At 59.3% G+C, this 20,765-nt stretch carries 22 protein-coding genes and 1 pseudogene; 7 read left to right on the plus strand and 16 right to left on the minus strand.

What is annotated here, in order from left to right:
- Window positions 1-28: 28 nt before the first annotated feature.
- From NKJ93_RS19675 to NKJ93_RS19705, 7 genes are all read right to left on the minus strand, one after another.
- Window positions 29-1,036, minus strand: coding sequence for an AI-2E family transporter (locus tag NKJ93_RS19675; RefSeq protein WP_352515811.1), 1,008 nt, complete (start codon window positions 1,034-1,036; stop codon window positions 29-31).
- A gap of 333 nt (window positions 1,037-1,369) precedes the next feature.
- Entirely contained in the window at window positions 1,370-2,434 is a 1,065-nt protein-coding gene (locus NKJ93_RS19680) for an ABC transporter ATP-binding protein (protein ID WP_352466307.1), read from the minus strand.
- Entirely contained in the window at window positions 2,427-4,097 is a 1,671-nt protein-coding gene (locus tag NKJ93_RS19685; protein WP_352452017.1) for an ABC transporter permease, read from the minus strand. The genes NKJ93_RS19680 and NKJ93_RS19685 overlap by 8 nt, the downstream gene beginning before the upstream one ends.
- Before the next feature lie 120 nt (window positions 4,098-4,217).
- Entirely contained in the window at window positions 4,218-5,321 is a 1,104-nt protein-coding gene (locus NKJ93_RS19690; protein ID WP_352452016.1) for an ABC transporter substrate-binding protein, read from the minus strand.
- 208 nt (window positions 5,322-5,529) lie between these two features.
- Window positions 5,530-6,633, minus strand: coding sequence for an ABC transporter substrate-binding protein (locus tag NKJ93_RS19695; RefSeq protein WP_352452015.1), 1,104 nt, complete (start codon window positions 6,631-6,633; stop codon window positions 5,530-5,532).
- Window positions 6,630-7,982 carry a sensor histidine kinase gene (locus NKJ93_RS19700; RefSeq protein WP_352515813.1) on the minus strand — a complete coding sequence of 451 codons (1,353 nt, stop codon included), beginning with the start codon at window positions 7,980-7,982 and terminating at the stop codon, window positions 6,630-6,632. Before NKJ93_RS19700 ends, NKJ93_RS19695 begins: the two co-directional genes overlap by 4 nt.
- Window positions 7,983-8,022: 40 nt before the next feature.
- A complete protein-coding gene (locus NKJ93_RS19705; protein ID WP_023722098.1) occupies window positions 8,023-8,697 on the minus strand; it encodes a response regulator transcription factor in 675 nt (224 codons plus the stop codon).
- Window positions 8,698-9,113: 416 nt separating this feature from the next.
- Here NKJ93_RS19705 and NKJ93_RS19710 point away from each other — a divergent pair, with 416 nt between their 5' ends.
- The 3 genes from NKJ93_RS19710 to NKJ93_RS19720 all read left to right on the plus strand — a co-directional run bounded on the left by NKJ93_RS19710 (window position 9,114) and on the right by NKJ93_RS19720 (window position 11,496).
- Window positions 9,114-10,460, plus strand: coding sequence for a hemolysin family protein (locus NKJ93_RS19710; protein WP_352452012.1), 1,347 nt, complete (start codon window positions 9,114-9,116; stop codon window positions 10,458-10,460).
- 349 nt (window positions 10,461-10,809) lie between these two features.
- On the plus strand, window positions 10,810-11,016 hold the full coding sequence (locus NKJ93_RS19715; RefSeq protein ID WP_352491411.1) for a hypothetical protein: 207 nt from the start codon (window positions 10,810-10,812) through the stop codon (window positions 11,014-11,016).
- 48 nt (window positions 11,017-11,064) lie between these two features.
- Window positions 11,065-11,496, plus strand: coding sequence for a hypothetical protein (locus NKJ93_RS19720; protein ID WP_352452010.1), 432 nt, complete (start codon window positions 11,065-11,067; stop codon window positions 11,494-11,496).
- On the opposite strand, the gene NKJ93_RS19725 is transcribed toward NKJ93_RS19720, so the two are convergent.
- The gene (locus tag NKJ93_RS19725) at window positions 11,434-11,736 is read right to left on the minus strand and encodes a tetratricopeptide repeat protein (protein WP_352452009.1); all 303 of its coding nucleotides are present in this window, start codon (window positions 11,734-11,736) and stop codon (window positions 11,434-11,436) included. The genes NKJ93_RS19720 and NKJ93_RS19725 overlap by 63 nt on opposite strands.
- On the opposite strand from NKJ93_RS19725, the gene NKJ93_RS19730 reads away from it, so the two are divergent.
- Entirely contained in the window at window positions 11,710-11,985 is a 276-nt protein-coding gene (locus NKJ93_RS19730; protein ID WP_352452076.1) for a hypothetical protein, read from the plus strand. The two genes, NKJ93_RS19725 and NKJ93_RS19730, sit on opposite strands and share 27 nt — an antisense overlap.
- Before the next feature lie 77 nt (window positions 11,986-12,062).
- Here the strand turns inward: NKJ93_RS19730 and NKJ93_RS19735 are convergent, their stop codons facing one another.
- From NKJ93_RS19735 to NKJ93_RS19745, 3 genes and pseudogenes are all read right to left on the minus strand, one after another.
- Window positions 12,063-12,329, minus strand: a complete 267-nt coding sequence (locus NKJ93_RS19735; protein ID WP_352452008.1) for a hypothetical protein — start codon at window positions 12,327-12,329, stop codon at window positions 12,063-12,065.
- Between the two features lie 187 nt (window positions 12,330-12,516).
- On the minus strand, window positions 12,517-13,050 hold the full coding sequence (locus tag NKJ93_RS19740; protein ID WP_352452075.1) for an IclR family transcriptional regulator: 534 nt from the start codon (window positions 13,048-13,050) through the stop codon (window positions 12,517-12,519).
- A 12-nt stretch (window positions 13,051-13,062) separates the two neighbouring features.
- Window positions 13,063-13,245, minus strand: a pseudogene (locus NKJ93_RS19745) (helix-turn-helix domain-containing protein); the annotation flags it as partial.
- A gap of 468 nt (window positions 13,246-13,713) precedes the next feature.
- On the opposite strand from NKJ93_RS19745, the gene NKJ93_RS19750 reads away from it, so the two are divergent.
- Window positions 13,714-14,544, plus strand: a complete 831-nt coding sequence (locus NKJ93_RS19750) for a universal stress protein (protein WP_352452007.1) — start codon at window positions 13,714-13,716, stop codon at window positions 14,542-14,544.
- A gap of 241 nt (window positions 14,545-14,785) precedes the next feature.
- On the opposite strand, the gene NKJ93_RS19755 is transcribed toward NKJ93_RS19750, so the two are convergent.
- Window positions 14,786-15,313, minus strand: a complete 528-nt coding sequence (locus NKJ93_RS19755) for a DedA family protein (protein ID WP_352452006.1) — start codon at window positions 15,311-15,313, stop codon at window positions 14,786-14,788.
- A 230-nt stretch (window positions 15,314-15,543) separates the two neighbouring features.
- Between NKJ93_RS19755 and NKJ93_RS19760 the strand changes: the two genes are divergently transcribed.
- Window positions 15,544-16,164: a transglutaminase-like cysteine peptidase gene (locus NKJ93_RS19760; protein ID WP_352452005.1), complete on the plus strand. Its 621-nt coding sequence runs from the start codon at window positions 15,544-15,546 to the stop codon at window positions 16,162-16,164.
- Between the two features lie 80 nt (window positions 16,165-16,244).
- On the opposite strand, the gene NKJ93_RS19765 is transcribed toward NKJ93_RS19760, so the two are convergent.
- On the minus strand, window positions 16,245-16,550 hold the full coding sequence (locus NKJ93_RS19765; RefSeq protein ID WP_352452004.1) for a hypothetical protein: 306 nt from the start codon (window positions 16,548-16,550) through the stop codon (window positions 16,245-16,247).
- A gap of 294 nt (window positions 16,551-16,844) precedes the next feature.
- A complete protein-coding gene (locus NKJ93_RS19770; RefSeq protein WP_352466303.1) occupies window positions 16,845-18,227 on the minus strand; it encodes a multicopper oxidase family protein in 1,383 nt (460 codons plus the stop codon).
- Window positions 18,228-18,698: 471 nt separating this feature from the next.
- Between NKJ93_RS19770 and NKJ93_RS19775 the strand changes: the two genes are divergently transcribed.
- The gene (locus NKJ93_RS19775; RefSeq protein ID WP_352452002.1) at window positions 18,699-19,340 is read left to right on the plus strand and encodes an inorganic diphosphatase; all 642 of its coding nucleotides are present in this window, start codon (window positions 18,699-18,701) and stop codon (window positions 19,338-19,340) included.
- A gap of 124 nt (window positions 19,341-19,464) precedes the next feature.
- Here the strand turns inward: NKJ93_RS19775 and NKJ93_RS19780 are convergent, their stop codons facing one another.
- Entirely contained in the window at window positions 19,465-19,794 is a 330-nt protein-coding gene (locus NKJ93_RS19780; RefSeq protein WP_352452001.1) for a hypothetical protein, read from the minus strand.
- Between the two features lie 270 nt (window positions 19,795-20,064).
- Complete coding sequence (locus NKJ93_RS19785) at window positions 20,065-20,631, minus strand: hypothetical protein (RefSeq protein ID WP_352452000.1); 567 nt, start codon at window positions 20,629-20,631, stop codon at window positions 20,065-20,067.
- Between the last annotated feature and the right edge of the window lie 134 nt (window positions 20,632-20,765).

Consider the following 20,765-nt stretch of genomic DNA (forward strand, 5'->3'; position numbering starts at 1 on the left):
CGTCGTCAAATCGCCACCTGCCCTAACCCTAGATTAGCCCGCGCATCGTCAGTTCAGCCTTCAGATAGGCATAATAGATCGGCGCGGCGACAAGACCCGGCATACCGAACCAGGCTTCCATGAAAACCATCGCCAGAAGAAGCTCCCAGGCACGCGCATTGATCCGCGAACCGATGATCTTGGCGTTTACGAAGTATTCGAGCTTGTGAATGATGATGAGAAAAGCAAGCGAGCCGAGCGCTGCAAGGAAGGAGATGCTGAGGCTGACAACCACGATCACCGTGTTGGAGATCAGATTGCCGATGACCGGCAGAAGGCCGGCGACGAAAGTCAGCGCTATCATTGTCCTGATGAATGGCAGATCGATGCCGAAGGACGGCAGAACAGCGACGAGATAGACCGCCGTCAGAAACGTATTCAACGCCGAAATCCGGATTTGCGAGAACACGATGTTGCGAAAGGCCTTGCTCAGAATGTTGACACGATCCGCCAGCGCGACCGCCAGGGGGCCGGGCTCGCGCGATGGCGCCGCCGAGCTCACCGCGATCAAGCCGCCGATCACCATGCCGACGACAATGTGGACCACCAGGACGCCAACATCCCGCCCAACGAGTTGAAGCTGGCCGGCATGTTCGCGGAGCCACCGGGCCGCGAAGACTTCCAGTTCCTCGATGTTTGATGGAAAATAGGCCATCGCCCAGGTCGGGAGATGGACGCGCGCGGTATCGATGATCTCGGCCATCTTCTTGAGGAGCGTCACGACGTTCTCCGAACCGCCAGTCAATTGCGACATGCCGCTAAAGATAGCGGCGGCTATCAGGAGCGTGAAGATCAATGCCACCAAGGTCAGCGCAAGGCTTTTCGTCAGGCTGTTGGAGACGCCGATTCGATGGAGCATCGGTGCGGCGAAATGAACGATGTTGAACACGAGAAGGCCCGAAAGCAGTGCCGGAAGCAGTCCGAGTTCGAGAACGGCGACGAGCGCTATAAGCGCAAGCAGGCACGACGCGAGATAGAACCATGAGAAAGTCAGCACTTTTCACCTGCAGAAGCAGCCAAGTCCTCTCCGGGTTTCATTAGCTTTGATACCCGGTGATGCGCAAGCGAACACGCGTTCAACACGTGTGTAAGGCTAACCGCCTCGCAGATCCCATGCTTGCGCGCCAGGTCGCCCGTTTTTGCCCCGCCTCATGCTCACGCAGGACCGCGATGATCAGCTCTTCCGTAAACCGCATTCTCTTCATCAGTCCGCCCTTCAATCGAGGCCGGACTTTAATCTCAGATGGAGGAAATTGCCCGTGGCAGGTCAGCCGCTCGAGGATGTTTATGCCGTTGGCAAGAATGATCCTCTTCGTGGTGAAGCCGAAGTTCATTCCGCCGCGAAGACCATCAGATCCTCGAAGGGGAACTCGACATAGTATTGGCCGGACGGAAGGGCGTCCCGGGAATAGGTCCGGATGGTCAGGTCATTGCTTTCGAAAATGACTTCATGCCGATCGCCAAGGAAAAGGCTCTCGACGCAGGTCATGGCGATACGTCCAGGGCCGTCCTCCCCGGACCACGTCACCCGCTCAAGCCGGACGAGTGCGGTGACTTTGGCGCCGACGGTCAGCTCCTGCTGGGCGCTGCCCACAAGATGGATGCCGTTGGCGACAATTTCCGCACGGTTGCCGTTGATGGCGGTGACCACGCCGTCAAGGCGATTGCTGGCACCCATGAACTCTGCTGCAAACAGGCTCTCCGGCTTGTTGTAGATTTGCTTGGGTGTTCCGTCCTGTTCGATCTGGCCGCCGTTGAGCAGCAGGATGCGGTCGGCGAGCGCCATCGCTTCCACCTGATCATGGGTGACGCACAGCGCCGATAGCCCGAGATTGGTGATGAGGCGGCGCAGCCAGATCCGCGCTTCTTCGCGTAGCTTGGCGTCCAGATTTGAGAGCGGCTCATCGAGCAGAATCACGTTCGGCTCGTAGACCAGCGCACGGGCCAACGCCACGCGCTGCTGCTGTCCGCCGGAGAGCTGATGCGGATAGCGCTCGCCCAGTTTGCCGAGGCCGATGCTGTCCAAAGCCTTCTGGACGCGGCTCGCAACATCTGCCTGGGATACTTTGCGCAGCTTCAGGGGATAACCCACATTCTCGGACACCGTCCGATGCGGCCACAGCGCATAGGACTGGAATACCAGCCCGAGACCGCGCGTTTCCGGCGCCAGATTGATGTTCTGCCCGGCATCGAAAAGCGGCTTGTCACCGAGCAGTATCTTGCCGCTGTTGGGTGTCTCCAGACCGGCGACCGCTCGCAAGAGCGTCGTCTTGCCGGACCCGGACGCGCCGAGCAAGGCGACGATCTGACCCGGTTCGACCGAGAAGGACACACCTTTCAGGATTTCAAGGTTGCCGTAACTGAGGCGCAGGCCGTCTATGACGATGTCAGTCATTGAGGCGGACTCCAAAGCGCATCGCGAGGGCAAGACCGGTCACGATGATGACGGTGTTGATGACGGCGAGAGCCGAGACCAGATCGATCGCGCCGGTGCCCCAAAGGGAAACCATGAGCGAGCCGATCACTTCGGTTCCCGGTCCGAGCAGATAGACGCCCGTCGAATATTCACGGGCGAAGATCAGGAAGATCAACAGCCAGGCCGAGAACATGCCGCCGCGGATGAGCGGCAGGGTGATGTCCCTGGCAACCTGGCCCTCGCTGGCACCAACTGACCGGCCGGCTTCCTCGAGCTCCTTGCCGATCTGCAGGAGCGTTCCGGAAATCAGCCGCATGCCATAGGCGAACCAGACAATGGTATAGGCGAGCCATACCGAGATCATCGTGGCGCGCAGGGGTGCGATCGGCTTGAAGAACAGAAATATCCACAGCATGGCGAGGCCAGCCACAATGCCCGGCATCGCCCGCGGTATCATGGCCACGTAGTCGACGACTTTGGTCAGGGGTGCGCTCGAGCGATGACCGGCGAGTGCCACGGCAGTATAGGCCGCGATCGAAGCCGCGCCGCCGACCACCGCGACGCCGACCGTGTTGACAATGGCGCTGACGACATTCGGATAGTCAGCGAGATCGCGATAGTGATCCAACGTCAGCACCTGGAAGATATTCACCCCGACGCCCCAGCTTGTCACCAGTGAACGAATTGCGACGCCGCCCACCGGTATGATCACGGTGGCCGCGAACCAGGCCACCACAAGCGCGAAGGCCGGCCAGCGAAGAGCGCCCAGCCGGATGGGGTTGTGCCGACTGCCCTTGCCTTTGACGGACACATAGCGGCTGGCGTTGCGCAGCATGTAGCGCTGCAGCACCACCAGCGGCAGCGCGATCATGATGATCGCCACCACCACTACGGCCATCAACTGATAGGAAGGAACACCGAGCTTGTTGGTGAGCTTGTAGAGATAGGTGGCGAGAACCAGCACGCCTTCCGGATCGCCAAGCACCAGCGGTAGGCCGAAAAGTTCGAAACCGAGGAAGAACACCAGAACCGCCGCATAGAGCACCACCGGCATCACCATGGGCAGCGACACACTGGCGGCGACGCGCCAAGGGCCAGCGCCGGCGGTGCGTGCCGCCTCTTCGAGGTCGGCGCCAACGTTGCGGAGCGCCGCCGATGCATAGAGATAGACATGTGGGACATGGGTGAGCCCGGCAATGATCGCGATCGATGTCACCGAATAGACATTCCAGGGCACGTAGCCGATCATCGACTTGACCGCCAGCGAGACGAAGCCGACTGGTCCCAGTGTCATCACATAGCCGAAGGCCAGCACCACCGCCGACATGAAAACCGGGATCAGGATGATCGGCTCCAGCCAGCGCTTGCCCGGCACGTCGGTGCGCACGATGATGAACGCCAGCAGGATTCCCACCGGAACTGCGATCACCGTCATGCCCACCGCGAGCTTGAGCGAAGTCGTCAGCGCTAGCCAGAAATCCGCGTCCGCGAGGATGAAGCTGTAGGCGTTCAGCGACAGATGCGCGGTTTTCTGGAAGAAAGGCGCGGACAGAAAACTCTGATAAATGATCAGGGTGACCGGTGCCAGCACCACCAGGATGGCGAGGAGGTTGGTGCTGACACGAAAGACACGGAAGGGCATGATCGCCTCGAACAAAGCCGGGGGCCGTCCGCTAGCAAGAGCGCAAGCGCGCCGTTCCGATGGTTCTCAATAGCAAGAAGGGTGAGAGAGCCGACTGTGGAGGCACTCCCGATCAAGCGATTACTCGCCCTTCATGGCTTTCTGCCACTCGTTGAGGAACGCCAGCCGTGTCGTCTCGTCGAGACCTTCGAGCAGCTCGTCGTCGAGCGCGATCGGGTGAACGTTTTCACCGGCGGCGGCCTTTATGGACGCCAGCGTGGTTGCCCCTTCAACGTCATCACGAACGGCATAGAGCTTGATGTCGTCGGCGATCAGCTTCTGCGCGCGCGCCGACAGCAGATAGTCTACGAATAGCTTCGCAGCATTGGGATCCTGGGCTTCCGCCGGAATGACGGTGGCGCGGGTGGTCACCAGGACATAGTCCTTCGGGATTATCACACCGAGGTTCTCGTCCTTGGCCTGCTTGGCGAGGCCATATGAGCCGAAGATGCCATAGGCGATGGAATGTTCGCCAGACGTGACCTTCTCGATCATCGAGCCGGCGGAGCTGTAGAGCTTGATATGGGCCTTGCCAAAAGCCTTGTTAAGCGCCCAGGAATCGGTCCAGTTCTTGGCGTCCTGGTTGTAGAAATAGAAGCCGACACCGGATTTTTCCGGATCGTAGGACGCGATCTTGCCATCATATTCTGCGGTTTTCCCGGTCATCAGCTTGAGAAGATCGGCGTGGGTTGCGGGAACATCGCCTTCAGGCACGAGACGCTTGTTGTAGACGAAAGTCACCGGGTCGGCGGTGGTACCATAGACCATGTCCTTGTAGGACGCCCAGGCCGGAAGGTGGGCCGCCTCCACGGATTTGTATTCCTGCGCATAGCCGTCTGAGGCAAGTTTGATCTGCAGATCCGGAGCCGAAGACCATGCGACATCTGCCGTGCCTTGGCCCGAAGCGGTTTCGGCAATGACGCGATTGTAGAGTTCGGTGGAATTGAGGTCGGAATATTCGACGGCGATGCCGGGGAACGCTGCTTCGAAGTCCTTGAGCAAGGGCTGGACCAGCGCCGCATCGGTCGTTGAATAGATGCTTAGGTGTCCTTCCGCGGTGGCGGCGGCCACCAGATCCTTGTAGTCGTCCGGATACCCGGCGGGGATCTCGGCAGCGGCGGCAAGCGTCGCGAAAGCGGCTGACAGCGAAAACGCGGCCATCATCGTCGCAAGACGATTTTTCATTAGGGTCTCCTCCAAGTTCGCCTAAATCGTACTCCTCCAGGCACAAAGGCGAGTATCATCCTGACCTGTCACCAACCTGTCACGGCGATGTCGAGGTTTGCTCAGCCGACTAGGCCCGATGGGTCGTGATCAGATTGTCGACGACAGCCGGATCGGCCACATCGACGTATTGCCGAATTTTTGAAATCTTGGGACGGCATCCTACGCGTCACGGTCGCTGGCCCTGCGCATCGATCATGGACTTGCTCCAATCCTCGATGAAGCGGCGGCGCAACGCCTCGTCCTGTACGGCAAGTAACGCAGGGCCGATGCGTATGGCGCGCGCGATACCAGACTCCCCAAGTTTTTCCGGGCCGTCCGCTCCCTCAGGCAATTGCCCGTTCTCGGCAAAGAAGAAGGCGCTATCCCTGGCAACCTTCTGTCCTCGGGCTGACAGAAGGTAGTCGAGAAATCGTTTGGCAACGCCCATATTCGGCGCCGTCTTCGGAATGAGCGCGCCACGACTGAGTATCAGCGCATAGTCCCGCGGGACAACGACCCTCAAATCGGAATTGCCCCTGGCCGCGGCGTAGGCATATGACCCGATCATATTGTAGCCTATATACAGGCTCCCGTTTGCAACGTCCTGAAGGGTCTCCGCGGTGCAACAACGCACCACAGTTTCCGCTCGGCTCATGCTTTCCAGAAGCCGACCGTAGACCGCCGTCGTCTGCCGCGCATCACTGAACGCCAATAGGTAGCCGATGCCCGAAAGTCGGATGTCGAACGTTCCGACCCGTCCGCGATAAAAATCGATCCGCCGCCTGAGAAGATCGGCGAGTTCGATGTGGGTGCGCGGTACGTCGCCGGACGGCACGAGGCGGGCATTATAGACGAAGACGGCCGGTTCGTAGGTAAAGCCGAATACCTCGTCGCGCCAGTTTGCCCAATTGGCGACATGCGCGGTTTCGGCCGACACGTGCGGCGCCGCGCAGCCGTCATTGGCGAGCTTCACGAGTTGGTCGACCGACGGAGACAACAAGATGTCGCCCAGCACCGCGTCCGTCCGACAGGCTTCACTGGCACTCCTTTGCAAGTCGTTGGTGACATATTCAACATACTCGACGGCCACGTTGGGGAAAACGGACTGAAAATCCCGGATCAGTGGTTCCATAGCCGCCAGATCGGTCGCGGCGTGGATCGACAGTCGGTCCTTCTCCGGCTGAGACGAAGGGAAAAATGCGCTGCTTCCTTCAGCAGCTCTTGCCGCGTGACCGATGCATAGGAGGACGGCAGCCATCAAACCGAATGTCGGCAATGTTCCCGTTATCATCCGGTCTTCTCCGTGGCGATGGGCAACGTCAAGGTGACGGTGAACCCTTGCGTGCCCTTCCCGCCATCCTTGCTTGTCTCGCGAAAGGTCAGCGCGCCACCGTGAGCCGCCGCAACCTCCGACGCGATGGCGAAACCAAGACCTGCGCTGCCGTCATGAGATTTGGACGTTTCGAAGCGCTGCGTGACCCGCTCCCACTCGCCCGGCGGAATGCCCGGTCCGTCATCTTCGACCTCGAGATGGGCACGCGTACCGTCCCTGCGTACTCTGACCTCAAGGCGCGACACCACTCCATGACGCAAGGCATTGTCGATGATATTGACGATCGCTTCGCGAAGGCTGACGGCGTCCGCAAGCACGACCGGCTCGTCGTCAGGCGCCTCGAAGGAGACGATAATGTCCGGATCGATAGTTATCGGAACCGCCGCACGGAAAGCGCGCCGTGCGACATCTGCCAGACCGTGCGGCTGAAGCTGCACGGAATCGGCACGATGGATGACCATGGCGTGGCTGAGCAACTGGTTGGTCAGGCGCGCAAGTTCGCTGGCGCGCTGCTGTACGCGATCGAGATGCTGGCGGCTCGACTTGTCCAGCTTGGCTTGACTCAACAGATCGAGCTGCGCCGTTAGCGCTGTCAGCGGCGTTCTGATCTGGTGCGCCGCGTCGGCGATGAAGCGCTGCAGGAGTTTCACGCGCTCGTCGAGCCGACTCATGAAATAATTGATGGAAGTAACGAAGGGCCGCAATTCTCTCGGTACGACGACCGTTACCGGCGTCAGGTCTTGTGGATCGCGACGGCGGAGCGTCGCTCCGAGATGCTTGACCGGTTGCAGAGAATAGCGAATAGCAATCATCGCTCCAGCCAATGCCAATATGCTCATGACCGCCAGGAGGACGGTCGCCCTGAGAGTCAATTCACCCGCGAGCGCGCGGCGGGCTTCCGTGGTCTGCCCAACGATGACATGCGCCCAACCGGATACGGCTGGATCGGACAGTGCGCGCGCCACCACCGCAATCCGAACCGGTTCGCCGCGATAATGCGCCGATTCCAATACCGGGACATCGTGTATTGCGGCCAGATCAACTTCTGTTTGCAGATCGGCATAACCTGTCAGCGTCGCGCCGGAAGGGCCGATCACGCGATAGAAGATGCGATCGCGGCTGGCGAGGCCCAGAAGTTCAAAAGCTGATACCGGCAGGTTGATGATGAGCGAACCGGATTCAACCGTAAGGCTGTCTGCCATCTGGATGGCCGCACCAAGCAGAAGCCGGTCATAGGCGTCATCGGCGGCGGTACGTGCGTAGTACGACGCCGCACTCACCAGAAGAGCCGCACCCAGGCCCAGCACCAGCGAGATGCGGACCGCCAGGCGCGTGAAAAGGGAAGGCTCAGCCGGTATCATCGGAAGCCAGCTGATATCCCACGCCCCGCACGGTAACGATCTGCGCCTTGGCGCCTTCCAGCTTCTTGCGCAGCCGCCCGACATAAAGTTCGATCGCGTTCTGATTGGCCGGCTCGTCAAACCCGAAAAGCTGATCGATAAGTTCATCTTTGCTGAAGACGCGGCCTGGCCGCGACGCCAGTATCTCAAGCAACGTCATCTCGCGTCGTTTCAATTGCACCTCGCGCCTGCCTACTCGCACTGAGCGGCTGCCGCGGTCGAGCACGACATCGCCACACTGTACGATGTTGGTCGCCTCGCCGCTTTTCCGCCGGAGCAGAACACGGGCGCGCGCTTCCAATTCCCGGAAATCGAACGGTTTGACCAGATAGTCGTCGGCGCCGAGATCAAGCGCGCCAACGCGGTCCTCTATCTCGGAACGGGCCGTCAACATCAGAACCGGGGTCGTATTCCTTGCCTGCCGGAGCCGTCGAACGATTTCGAACCCGTCGAGGCTGGGCAGCATGACGTCGAGGATGACGAGATCGTAGCAGGTGAAATCGAGGATCTCTGCGGCAGCACGGCCGTCCGTCTCCCAATCGACTGCGTGGCCGATCGTTTCGAAGCGGCGGCTGATAGCCTCGCCAACGTCGCGCGTGTCTTCGACGAGGAGAATTCGCATGCCGGAGCATTTGCACGGAAGCAGCCGCCTATCAAGCGTCACCTCTTTGCGGAGAGGCGCTTGACATCATCTGCAGATCACGCGTTGGCTTCAGCCCTGTTACCGTCAGCAGTTCAAGCTATCCAATCATTTGAGCTTTATCGACGGGCTGCGTGATGGCGTCTGCCTTCATGTGATCTGCGCATCCACGCCAAGAACGCGGCGCGTCGGTACATGACCCGCGCTGCAAGCCACGGCTGGACCACGCACTTTGCCGCATTCAACGTATTCGACCGCACCGTGATCAGTCGCTAGTAGATGCACCACCATCGCCATCAGGGGATTATGCTTCTGGCGATCGTGATGCTGACAGCGATTGCGCAATGCCATCATTTGCGCTTCAGAGACGTATCCAATTGCGTCATTAAGAGGATATCATGCCGACAGGCGATGGCAGTTTGAGCGACATTCTTGGTATCTTATCGGTTCTCCTACTCGTGGCCGCAAACGGCTTCTTTGTCGCCGCCGAGTTTTCCCTGGTCGCCGTGCGCCGAAGCCGAGTTGCCGAACTCGCTGCGGCTGGGCGGCTGAACGCGGCAGCGCTCCAGCGGGCCGTCGACAATCTCGATGCCAATCTGGCGGCGACCCAGCTCGGCATCACCATTTCATCGCTCGCGCTCGGCTGGATCGGCGAACCTGCTCTCGCGCATCTCGTCGAGCCTCTCTTGATCGGGCTGCTCGGGTCGTTGGCGACTGCGGGCTCACACACTGTCGCCGTCGCGATCGCTTTCATCATCATCACCGCGCTTCACATCGTGCTTGGCGAGCTCGCACCAAAGAGTCTGGCGCTCCAGCGCAGCGAAGACACTGCGCTCTGGGTCGTGCGTCCGCTCGGTCTGTTCCTCTTTCTGCTCAGGCCGGCGATTCTAATGCTGAATGGTCTCGGCAACCTCGTTCTGCGACTCTGCGGCCTGCGCCCGGGAACCGGTGAGGATTCATTGCACTCGCCAGACGAGCTGAAGCTTCTGATCTCGGCCAGTCAGGAAGGCGGGCTGTTGCAGCAGGCGCAGCGGGAGATGGTCGAGCGGGTCTTCAATATCGGCGAGCGCCGCATCAGTGACATCATGACGCCTCGGCCGGATATCGACTGGATCGACGTGAATGATGACCGAACCGAGATTCTTCGTACGATCCGCGATTGCCGCCATGAGCAGCTCCTTGTCGGCAAGGGCGGTATCGATGAACTGCTCGGCATGGTTCTGAAGAAGGACATGCTCGACCAGGTTCTTGACGGGCAGGTTCTCGATCCGATGGCGATCATCCGTGAGCCGCTCGTCGTTCATGAATCAACGCCGATTTTCAAAGTGCTGGAGCAGTTCAGGAAGGCGCCCGTCCGCATAGCAATGGTCCTCGACGAGTACGGAAGTCTGGAAGGAATTGTTACCCAGACCGATTTGCTCGAAGCCATCGCCGGCGACCTGCCCAACATCGAAGGCGAAGAGCCGGATATCGTCGAGCGTGAAGACGGCTCCCTTCTCGTGGATGGTATGATGTCGGCCCAGGACGCGTTCGATCGCCTTGGTTTTCGAGCACGGCCAACTGAAGGCGACTTCCATACGATCGCAGGATTTGCCCTGTTTCGACTAGGGCATCTGCCTGAGATCGGGGAACATTTTGATTATGGCGGCTGGCACTTCGAGATCGTGGACATGGATGGCCGGCGGATCGACAAACTGCTCGCACGAAGGAACTCTCCCACGGGGCGGCAAGAAACATCGGAGTAAGAATGCCCGGATTCCTGCAAGACAGGCGTCGTCATTTTCATTTTTGCGTGGTTGCTCGGCGGGGCCCTTCCTTTATCCCGCAAACCCGGCAGTCGTGGTGGTGATTCTGCCGTTAGTCATGATGACGCGACAGTTGGTTGCCTGCGTGGCTCCCTTCCCTGATGGCCTTTGGAACGGCTTGGGCTACCGGACGGATGGGTTTCGCCTGTATTAAAAAAACTCGCCAACTTGTCCAAAGTGTCAACGGAGCATTGCCCTTGCCTTATCGCCGCTTGGAGTGTGATCGGCAATCGTGGTATCGCAATGCCGGGAGGCGACGATGCGTGTCATTTTCCGATGTGATCCAATGTTGGTCGAGCATTTGCCACGCCCGATCCTCGCGCGCGGCGCGTTGCCGGATTGGCTGCGCACAATGCCCGCTACTTCCTTTTCGGCGATCCACGGCCGCGACATTCGCACGCTCAAGCAGTGCCCGCCCGTTATCGATGCGATGACCTATGGCTTCATGATCCTCCTGCCGTGCGACGTCATCGCCGACAAAGGGACCTTTTCCTAGGACTGGCAGATTCCGGACCCGGTCACCGGGAACCACCCCCGAGCGCCTTTGAGCTTCCACACGCCGGGGCAACTCGCAGGCAGCCCGTTTGCCACTCCCGGTCAGGCCGCCCTCAAATTCAACAGCTTCTGGACCATACAGGTCGAGGACGGCTGGTCGCTGTTCGCGACGCATCCGGTCAATCGCGACGATCTGCCCTTCAGGCTGGTGACGGGCCTGGTGGATTCCGACCGGTTCAACGATGGAGGCATTAATTTCCCGGCGGTCTGGACTGAGCCCGAGTTTTCTGGCTTGCTCAGGAAAGGAACCCCGGTCGCGCAGTGCTTTGCGGTTCCACGGGTTGAGCCGCAGCTGGAATACGAGGTGTTCGATGAAAAGCGGCAGGCATCGTATGCGCAGACGGTCGCCGATGTCCTGTCAACGCCCGGTGTGTACCGCAAGCGGTTTCGCGCCAGGCGGGGACGCTCCACCAGCGAGTGAGCGACGCAGCGCTTCCTCATCAAGCCATAGCCGGCCGCTGGACGCCGATGTGAGTGCCATGGCGATGACGCCGAACGTGGATGGGCGCAGACTGTAGGCAATCGAATACGCAGCCATGGCCCCGTCGAGGTCGCCGACTTCCTGCAGGACGACACCCAGATTGACGGCAGCTTCCGGGGCGTCCGGGCTCATCTTCAGCACCCGCCGATAGGCTTGAGCGGCGCTGCCGAACTTGCGCATGTCCTGACGCACCAGCCCGAGGTCAAACCACGCAGCCGGATGCCCACCGCCGGCGACAGCGCGTTCGAGGAAGCCCTCCGCTTCGGCAGGCGCACCGCGTTGCCAGGCAAGGCGCCCGAGGCGCGCCGCTGCCTCCTAGGATTTCGGATCCCGCTGCAAGACAAGTGTCCAGCATTCGCGCGCGGCCGGGGCGTCGCCTGCCTGATCAAGGGTACGTGCTCGCTCGATGAGGATTTCCGCCTGCAATGATAGCTTGGCTGCGCGATCCAGCTGTTGCAACGCCGCTTCAAACCTGCCTTCGGCCCGGGCAATCCTGCATGCCAGAATCAAGGCAGGCACATTGTCCGGGCGAACGGCAAGGCTCGCTTCGATGCGCGCGCACGAGCCCCCGGCATGTCTGCCCTTGCGAACAGGAACGCCGCCAGAAGATGGCAAAGCGCTGGATCGCCCGGGTGCTGCCCCAGGCCCAATGCGCACAGATGCATCGCTTGGTCGTGATTACCGGAATTGAAAGCAGCCACCGCCCGGCGGATCAGATCGCCACTATCGCTTTGATTGTGCGCGTTGTTGCTCGGACGCTCACTGGCAGTCATGTCCTCAAGCGCCCGATGTCGATTCCAATCATGTTTGGCGGGGCCGCTTGCCATGAATCGAGCAGAGTAGCCGATTTGGAGCCTCGCTTGTCATCACGCTTAACCGCTTCCAAAGGCAAGAAGGCCACAATCCGCCCCAACTGCTGCTCCCGTGCCCTTGGGCACACACGCTCTAGTGACGACCATTCTATGAGCGCGCTTGTAAATATTGGCTACTCGCAAGGGATGTCCATAGGCGTTCGTCAAATTCCAGCAAAAGCGGTCTCATGTTGACCAGCTTTTCCGGTGTAAATCTGGTCAGCGGTCCAGAAACAGCCAGCGCTCCGGCCAAGCCCTCGCTGCCTGAAAAAACCGGTACGGCCATCGTCGCTGTTTCAGAATCTCCCTCCCCGAGCGATACAAACGGAATCTTCGCCATAAGAGCTATTCGCATTCTAGGCTTAGCGAGACTAAACCGAGCAAGCACTTGGCCAGCTGCATGATGGTCAAGCGAAAGCACATCGCCCTCTCGGATTTGATCCCGGATCAAATGGCGACAGTCTGCACGAAACAGGCAAATGCTGCGATTTCCCTCCTTTCGAAAAAACGATGCGCTTTCATTCGCCCGTTCAACAAGGCTCAAAAGGAGAGGCCGAACGAAGGCCTCCATCTTAAAACGACGACGGTAGAATGAGCCCAATATCATCGGCGTAGGGCCGGCAGCAAAGCGCTTGTCCGCCATGCGAACAATGTAGCCACTCCGGACAAGGGATTCCGTTAACCGAAGGATCGTGCTTTTGTAGAGGCCTGGTCTAGAAGAAATCTCGGCCAAGCTTAAACCTTCGTCGCGCTCTGTGAAGCACCCGAGGATCGAAAGCGCGCGATCGACAGCTTCAACCCCTCCCGCTCTTGTGTCTGCTTGGAGCCTGCCGGACATAATGTAGGGAGCACAACACTGGCGCGTCGGTTGCGGCAGGCTGCGTTACAGCTTCGCTAGGCATCCAGGTTTGGCCGGTATCCGGATTCAGGAAGGATGATCGCAGAACGCGGATCTCCAGATGTCAAACCCCGATGGTCCCCGGCGCGGATCGTGAACAGCGGAGTTTCCGCCACATCCTCGGCTGCCGCTACTGTCAAAACAATGCTTGCGGGCGCCACTGCGCTCATGGCAACAAACGGGCTAATCTTTGTTGACATTTCTCGTCATCGATGCCTGCCATTATAGCCACGACCGTTCAGGACGGAATCGATGCGGCGCAAGATCGCCTTGGAATATCGAGGTAGGCGATAGCGAACCTCGGTCGTCTGAGTATTTTGGCGGGCTGAACTAGGAGGCTTGAGGTGTGTAACACGCGTTGGGCCATTGGTCGCTCGACAGCGGCCGAAATCATGGAGCTGAGGTTTGATGAATAAGATTGCCTTACTTCCTCTGGTGACGTATCCGGAAGCGAATTCCACCAAAATCGCCTTAAACGCAATCGCGGTGGTCAAGCACATTGGCGCGGCGCTTCACGCATTAACGATCAATGTCGATATCCCGGGTATTTCCAACCCGGTGTCGAGATACTTGATCAACCTTCCCGAAATGATCCGGGAGACAGAAGCGACCAGCCGCAAGCACGGGCTCGATTTGCTGGAGGCATTGAAAGCTGAAGCGGCACGTGTCGGATCGTCCCTGACAACCGAGGAGATTGCTGTTCAGCCGGCATCTGTCAGCGATGTTGCGGCAGTGAAGTCACGCTATTTCGATTTTGCTTTGATTGGGTTGGAGCCAAATAACCAGACTGCGCGCATGACCGTTGACGCGGTTCTGTTTGGTTCGGGCCGACCGACCATAATTCTGCCGGAAAGCGCAAATGTTGGTGCAATCGATCATGTTATCATCGCTTGGGATGGGAGTCGCGTTGCGGCCCGGGCCGTTGCCGACGCGTATGAGTTTCTGCAATGTGCGGCAAAGATAACCGTACTGACGGTGACAATCGAAAAGCCGCTGCGCGATATTGGCGAAAGCCTTGCTTTAAGCCTGAGAATGCGTGGCCTTCCCGCTGAGGGAGTCTCAATCGATACGGAAGATCGCCCCATTGGCGTTACGCTTCAGGAGCGCGCTGTCGGCATGGGCGCCGATCTGCTTGTCATGGGTGCGTACGGCCATTCCCGGATGAGAGATTTTGTCGTGGGTGGCGCAACCAAGGGCGTTCTGGGCGATCTGCGCCTGCCTGTCCTTTTGTCGCACTAGAAATCTGCAAATCTGGCCTCGAGTAGCGGCGGCAAGTTGGCTCCTACGGTTGCGCCAGCGGCATCAAAGGAACCAGCTACGAGTTCAAGACGAAACCGTGCCTAATTCTCTTGAGTTGCGGATTGTTTCGCCTTCGAAATTCGAATTCGAACTGAACTGGGGAGCATACCCGTTCGCGCCGCCTACGATTGATTCCTGCCCTTGCCAGAGGCAGACAATGACGGTCCGCCTTTGGTGCCCATCAAATCCACGCCTGCAGCCATTTGAGGCCGAAGGCGCCGGGAGCCAGAATACCTGTGGCCCAGACGAAGGCTGAGGTGATGTTGGCAATCTGAAACGTCAAGGCGGGCATCTTACAGATGCCCGCCGCCAATGGCACGGATGCGCGCAAAGGACCGAAGAAGCGCCCAAAGAACACCCCGGCCACCCCCCATCGCTCGAAGAACAGGTGACCGCGCGGAATGAGGTTTGGATAACGTGACAGGGGCCAATAGTGCGAAACCCCGTTTCCCAACCGCGTGCCGATCCAGAAGGACAGCCAGTCCCCCAATGCCGCCCCAATGGCGGCGGCAAGCCACAGGGGCCAGAATGCGATACCGCTTTCGCCGATGAGAAAACCGACACCGATCAGGATCACGGTTGCAGGCAACAACAGAGAGATGAACGCCAGCGATTCCCCAAAGGCCAGCACGAGCACCAGCGGAACACCCCATGCTTCATGCGTCCGGATAAACGCGATCGTCGCTTGCGTGACCTCATCGAGGCTCATTCATCACTTTCCAATTCGCACCAAGCGTGACCGACGGTTGACATCTCACCATATCGGTCCCTCTGGCAAAGACCTGCCGCGCAGGAAACCGAAATCGTGCAGACGTGTAGCGGCCGAGCAACGCACACGGCGCAAGTAACCATTCAGAAGGATCTTCCTCCCGCTCTGATTGACAGAACCCACGGGATCGACCTTAACTCATTCTTAACAAAGGTGGTTGGGCGGGTCGGATGAGTTCCTCACGAGTGCGGTTGTGCGCACGGTTGGGCGGCGGTGCGGTCGTTGCAATCATTGCGATAATGTCCACGTGGTCGGCGGCGACGGCTTCACAGTCGATGCCGATCGGTGGCTTTACCTCGCAGCCGATCGGTCACTACGATTTCTGCAAATCCCATCGGGCCGAATGTGAGATCCGCTCACGCGACAATGGTCCGGAGCACATGACCGGAAAACTCTGGCGGCAGATTACGAGCGTTAACCTGACGGTCAACAACAACGTCAAGCCGATGAGCGATCTCGACCAGTACGGACAGGACGAATTCTGGGCTTATCCGGACAGTGGTTTCGGCGATTGCGAAGACTATGCGCTGGAAAAGCGTCGCCGTCTGATAAACCGCGGCATTCCTGTGTCGGATCTGCTGATGACGGTTGTTCGCAAGCCCGACGGCGAGGGTCATGCAGTGCTGACTGTTCGTACCGACACGGGCGACTTCATCCTCGACAACCTCACCGACACGGTGCGCCGCTGGGACCAGACCGGCTACCGCTTCCTGAAGAGGCAAACCGGCACCGACACGGGGCGCTGGGTCTCCCTCGATGGCGACAACCCGCTGGTCAGCGCAATCAAGTGACGGTAGTGTAACAGTTCACCCCAAAGTTGACGCCTTGCCGAAAGAGATCTCTGTGGCTGATGCGCAGCCTGCTCTTCGTCTTAGGTCGGAGTGTTCGTCGTTGTTAAGGCTTTGTGTCCGGCTTCGCCTGATTGCTGCTCGCCCCCTTCGACGAGCACACTCAATGGTGCTGTCGCCTCCGGGCAGCCGCTCTGAATTTTTTTCCATGACGAAATGTTGAGAACCATGTCGCATTGCGCGAGTTCCGGTCCAGACGGCAATTGCAGACAGGCGAATTCACCGTGATGGAACGTCCGGCCGTTGGCGAGGCACTGACATTCTGCCCGCGCGGGCGTTGCAACAAGCGCCACGAAAACCAGGATGCAAGAGGCATGGAACGTCCTCATGCGAAATCATAGCACGATCCGGAGCGGGCGCCAGATCGCCCAGCATGAGCTACAGCGCCGTGATGATGACCAACGCAATCGCGACCGCGGTGGCATGGGAACCGGCGTTGGCGAGCGAGCCCGGGAGGCCACTCAGCAGAGGCTCGATCAGATGCACAGATCAGCACCCGTCGCCGGCCGCTCCGGCGCCCGTGAGCAGTAGCGCCATTAGTGCGGCGAGAACTCGGACGCTCCGCCTCGCCCAATTTCGACCCTCTCACGCCCTCGGCAACGCAACCCTGGATGAGGACCGGGTCATTCCACACGCAAATAACCGGTCAGGCCGCTCTTCTGATGTTCAATGACGTGGCAATGGAATGCCCAATTACCCGGATTGTCAGCGACCAACGCCACTTCCATCACTTCTTGCGATTTAAGAAGGGCCGTATCTGTTACAAGCGACGCAATTTTGCGCTTGTCGGAGCGTAGCAGACGGAAAGACATACCGTGCAAATGGATCGGATGATCGTTCGGCGTTTCGTTGCGAAGGCGCAGAACATAGCTTTTGCCTCGTTTTAGAGCCGCGAGCGGATCAACTGGCCCCGGCGCGTCCCCTCGCCAGGCGACGCGGTTGATCGACCAGAAGGTGTAGCCGAGCGTGCCGCAAACACCCGGCGCCGGCGCATCACCATTGGGCGACCAGCCAAAGACGAAGTCCATTGTCTCGGGATCGGCAAGATCCGGCTCCGGTACGCGATTCGGCCGCAGCGGCTTGAGTTCGCCAAGCGTCCGCCCCGCGCTGGCGCCGATAGGCCGGAATCGGACGAGAACGCGAGGTCCCTTGGCTGTTCTGAGATTCAGGCTGACGATCTCGTCTTCGCCATCAGGCACGCGGAGGGCGACATCGGCGCGCTGGCCGGGCGCGATGACAATGCCCCGAGGCGCAACAGGCTGCGGCAGCGGGTTGGCATCAAGAGCGATCACTTTGGCCGTTCCGCCATCGAGGTCATAAGTGCCGATACGGGTGACATCCGTGACTGCCAAACGCAGGCGCACAAGGCTGCCCGCTGGCAGATCGTAAATCGGGGTGACTTCCCAATTTACCGTCGAGACCGTACCCAGCGTGCCGCCGCGCGCAGCGTTGCGTGCCTTGAACAATTCGATGAACTGGCCGTCTTCGCCGAGACGGAAGTCGCGTATATTGAGCGGCAAATCCTGGTCGAAACCGGCATCTTCGTCATCTTCGACAACAAGCATGCCTGTCAGACCGCGGGCCATCTGATCGAGCGTGTTGCAATGCGGATGATACCAATAGGTGCCGGCATCCGGCGGTGTCAGAGTGTAACGGAAGCTTTCGCCCGCCGCGATGGGACGCTGGGTGAGATAAGGCACGCCGTCCATGGCATTGGCGATGCGCAATCCATGCCAGTGCACACTCGTCGCTTCATCGAGATCATTGACCACGTCTATGGAAAACGGCCTACCTCGCAATAAACGCAGAGTGGGCGGCGGCCCGCCCGCACCGAAACTCATCATCCCTTTGGTGACGGTGCCGGGCAAAATCGACCGACTGATCGCTGAAACCCGCAAGGTCAGATCGGCTGCTACGGCCCTGCCGGCAATCAGCCCGCCTGCAGCGCCGACAGCTACTGCTGCCGTGCCGCCCAGCAAGAATCCCCTGCGCGACATTCCCGACATGAAGCAGCCCTTTCAGTGGAGTATAGCGGACGTGGTGTTGTTGTCTCTTCGTTCACGAATTTCGAACCCTGGCAATGATTCAAGGTCAAGGTGGCGTAGTCTCCGAAGGACTTCAACTGAAGTTGGAGTTTCACTTGCTTTTTGATGATTGCCACACAACGTCGCACTGAGCCGCGAGGCGTCTACGTGGCAGCTCTCGCCGAACGGCGTGTTGTGGGTGTAGCGTGCCCGATTGGCAGGAGTTACGACGCAAGCTATCCCCTTGCCGGAAATGGGCTCGCCTGAAATAGCACATTTGAAGCGGCCACCGTCTCTTAAACGCCCATAAACGCAAACGCCCATAGACGCTCATCACTCGTCAGCGCTCTATCTCGGCCCATTTCTGCTCGCCGCAGGATCGGTGCAAATACGGTCATCCAATTTCAATAACGGAACCCTGTAATGCTGCCGTCACATACGGTGGCTAGGCGGATGCAGGGCGCCCTGCCCGTCCAACCTCTGGAGACAACCATGCGCGCTTTGCCGACTGTCATGGCGCTTGCGGCCCTGCTGGGCACGCAGCCCGCTTTCGCCGAATTCGTCACAGCTTTCGATTTTCCGCAGCCGAAAGACACCAGCGAATTTTACACGGTTATCGAGATTCCGGCGGGAAGCATCACCAAATATGAGATCGATGCCGAGACAGGCCATGTCGTCGTCGATCGATATCAGTCCATGCCGGTCGTCTATCCGGCCAACTATGGTTCCGTTACCAGTTCGTTGGGCGGCGACGGCGACCCGTTGGATGCGCTTGTCTTCACCCGGGAACCCGTTGTGCCCGGTGCTCTGATCAAAGTCCGCGCCATCGGCGTGCTCAACATGGTCGACGGCGGCGAAGCGGATGACAAGATCATCGCTGTGCCGGCTACGGATATCGATCCGCAATATGACGGGGTCAAGACCATCGATGATCTTCCGGCCATCGAACGACAGCGCATCGAGGCATTCTTTCGAGTTTACAAGCAGCTACCTGAAGGCCGCAAGGCCGTTGAGCTGAACGGCTTTGGTGGCGCCAACGTCGCCATCGACATGGTTGGCAAAGCCATTGAAAGCTACCGGAACAAGAAGGACTGACAGGAAAGCAGAATCTCAACAGGAAGCTCATCCATAGGGCTGGTTCCTAGCGGTGTTGGAACACCGCTAGGGTATGCGTTGGGCTTGCGTCGCACTGTTGGATGCGCGCAAACTGCGCTTCGCTTTAGCTCCGGGCGTTTGCTGTTGATAAAGCCAAATCGTTGGCTTTATCTCCGCCTTCGCCTGGTTTCTGCTCGTCCCCTTTGACAGGCAAGCCAAACGGCGCCGTCGCCTCGGGGCATCCATCCTGAATTTTTTTCCATGACGAAATGTTGAGAACCATGTCGCACTGCGCGAGTTCAGGACCTGACGGCAATTGCAGACAAGCGATTTCGCCGTGATGGAAAATGTGGCCGTTGGCGAGGCACTGGCATTCGGCCCGCGCGGGCGTTGCAGCGAGCGCCGCGAAAACCAGAATGTAAGAGGCCGGGATCGTCCTCATGCGCAAGATCATAGCACGATCCGGAACTGTCGCTAGTGTGAACGCTTCACAAGTAACTCGGCGGAGAACTCGTACCGCGGGCGCTCACGATCCTCAATCGTCGTTCGCGTCGGGTTTTGCCCTGTTGTCCGTATTTTGTGGCCCGAATCAAAGGCACGGCCAAGCGACCAAAATGACCAGCAAATCCATCGGCATGCCGCGCCCAACGACACCTGCCAAACTGCCGGCATGCATGACGAGCAGCGTTGTTCGAACCGACGGCCGCGATGATGCGCGACACGTTCAGGTTGAGGGAATGCGCGGGTCCTGAACGAGATAGAGCCGCGCAGTCGGCGTGAAATCAGTCACCAGGAATGAGAACGAAACCGTGCTCAGCGGATCGACCTCGCCTTTCCGGAACAGAAGATGGTCATAAGGTTCGAATTCACGACTGAATTCGGCGAAACTATCGGACCGAATTGCATCCGTTTCGCGGCGCGCCTGGTCGAACGAAAGCCCGTCGCTGGAATCGCTTGGCTGGTTGAGAATCTCCTGCAACTCGAACTCGAATTCGACCCAGGCGTGACCGCTGTTGTTGAGGGCAACGATCCTTAGGGAAATGAACCCGGTGGCATAGTTGCCGGAGGCACCGAATGGCTGAACCGGCCGGATGGCGCGTATGGTGAGGGTTACCGGGCTTGCCGACTCGAGTTCCTCGGTGATCACGACGGGATCGGCCCTTGTTCCGGCTCCCGAAGCGGCAATGATCCGGAATCCGCCGAGTTCGTCGGAAAAGGAGTAGGCGCCTGCTTCAAATATTCTGGGCCTTGTGCCATCGGCTCCAGCGAGGAGTCCGCTTGCTGCGAGCACGGTTGCGAATATCCCTACCAGACGTGCGCCTGATATTCGGGTTGACGAGTGGTGCCACATGGCTCGAAGTATGAACGACATTCCCGCGGCCGCATACTGGAATGGCTCAGGCGAGAGGCTATGATGGTTGGATT

The organism is Mesorhizobium sp. M0028 (assembly GCF_040323855.1).
Lineage (GTDB): Bacteria > Pseudomonadota > Alphaproteobacteria > Rhizobiales > Rhizobiaceae > Mesorhizobium.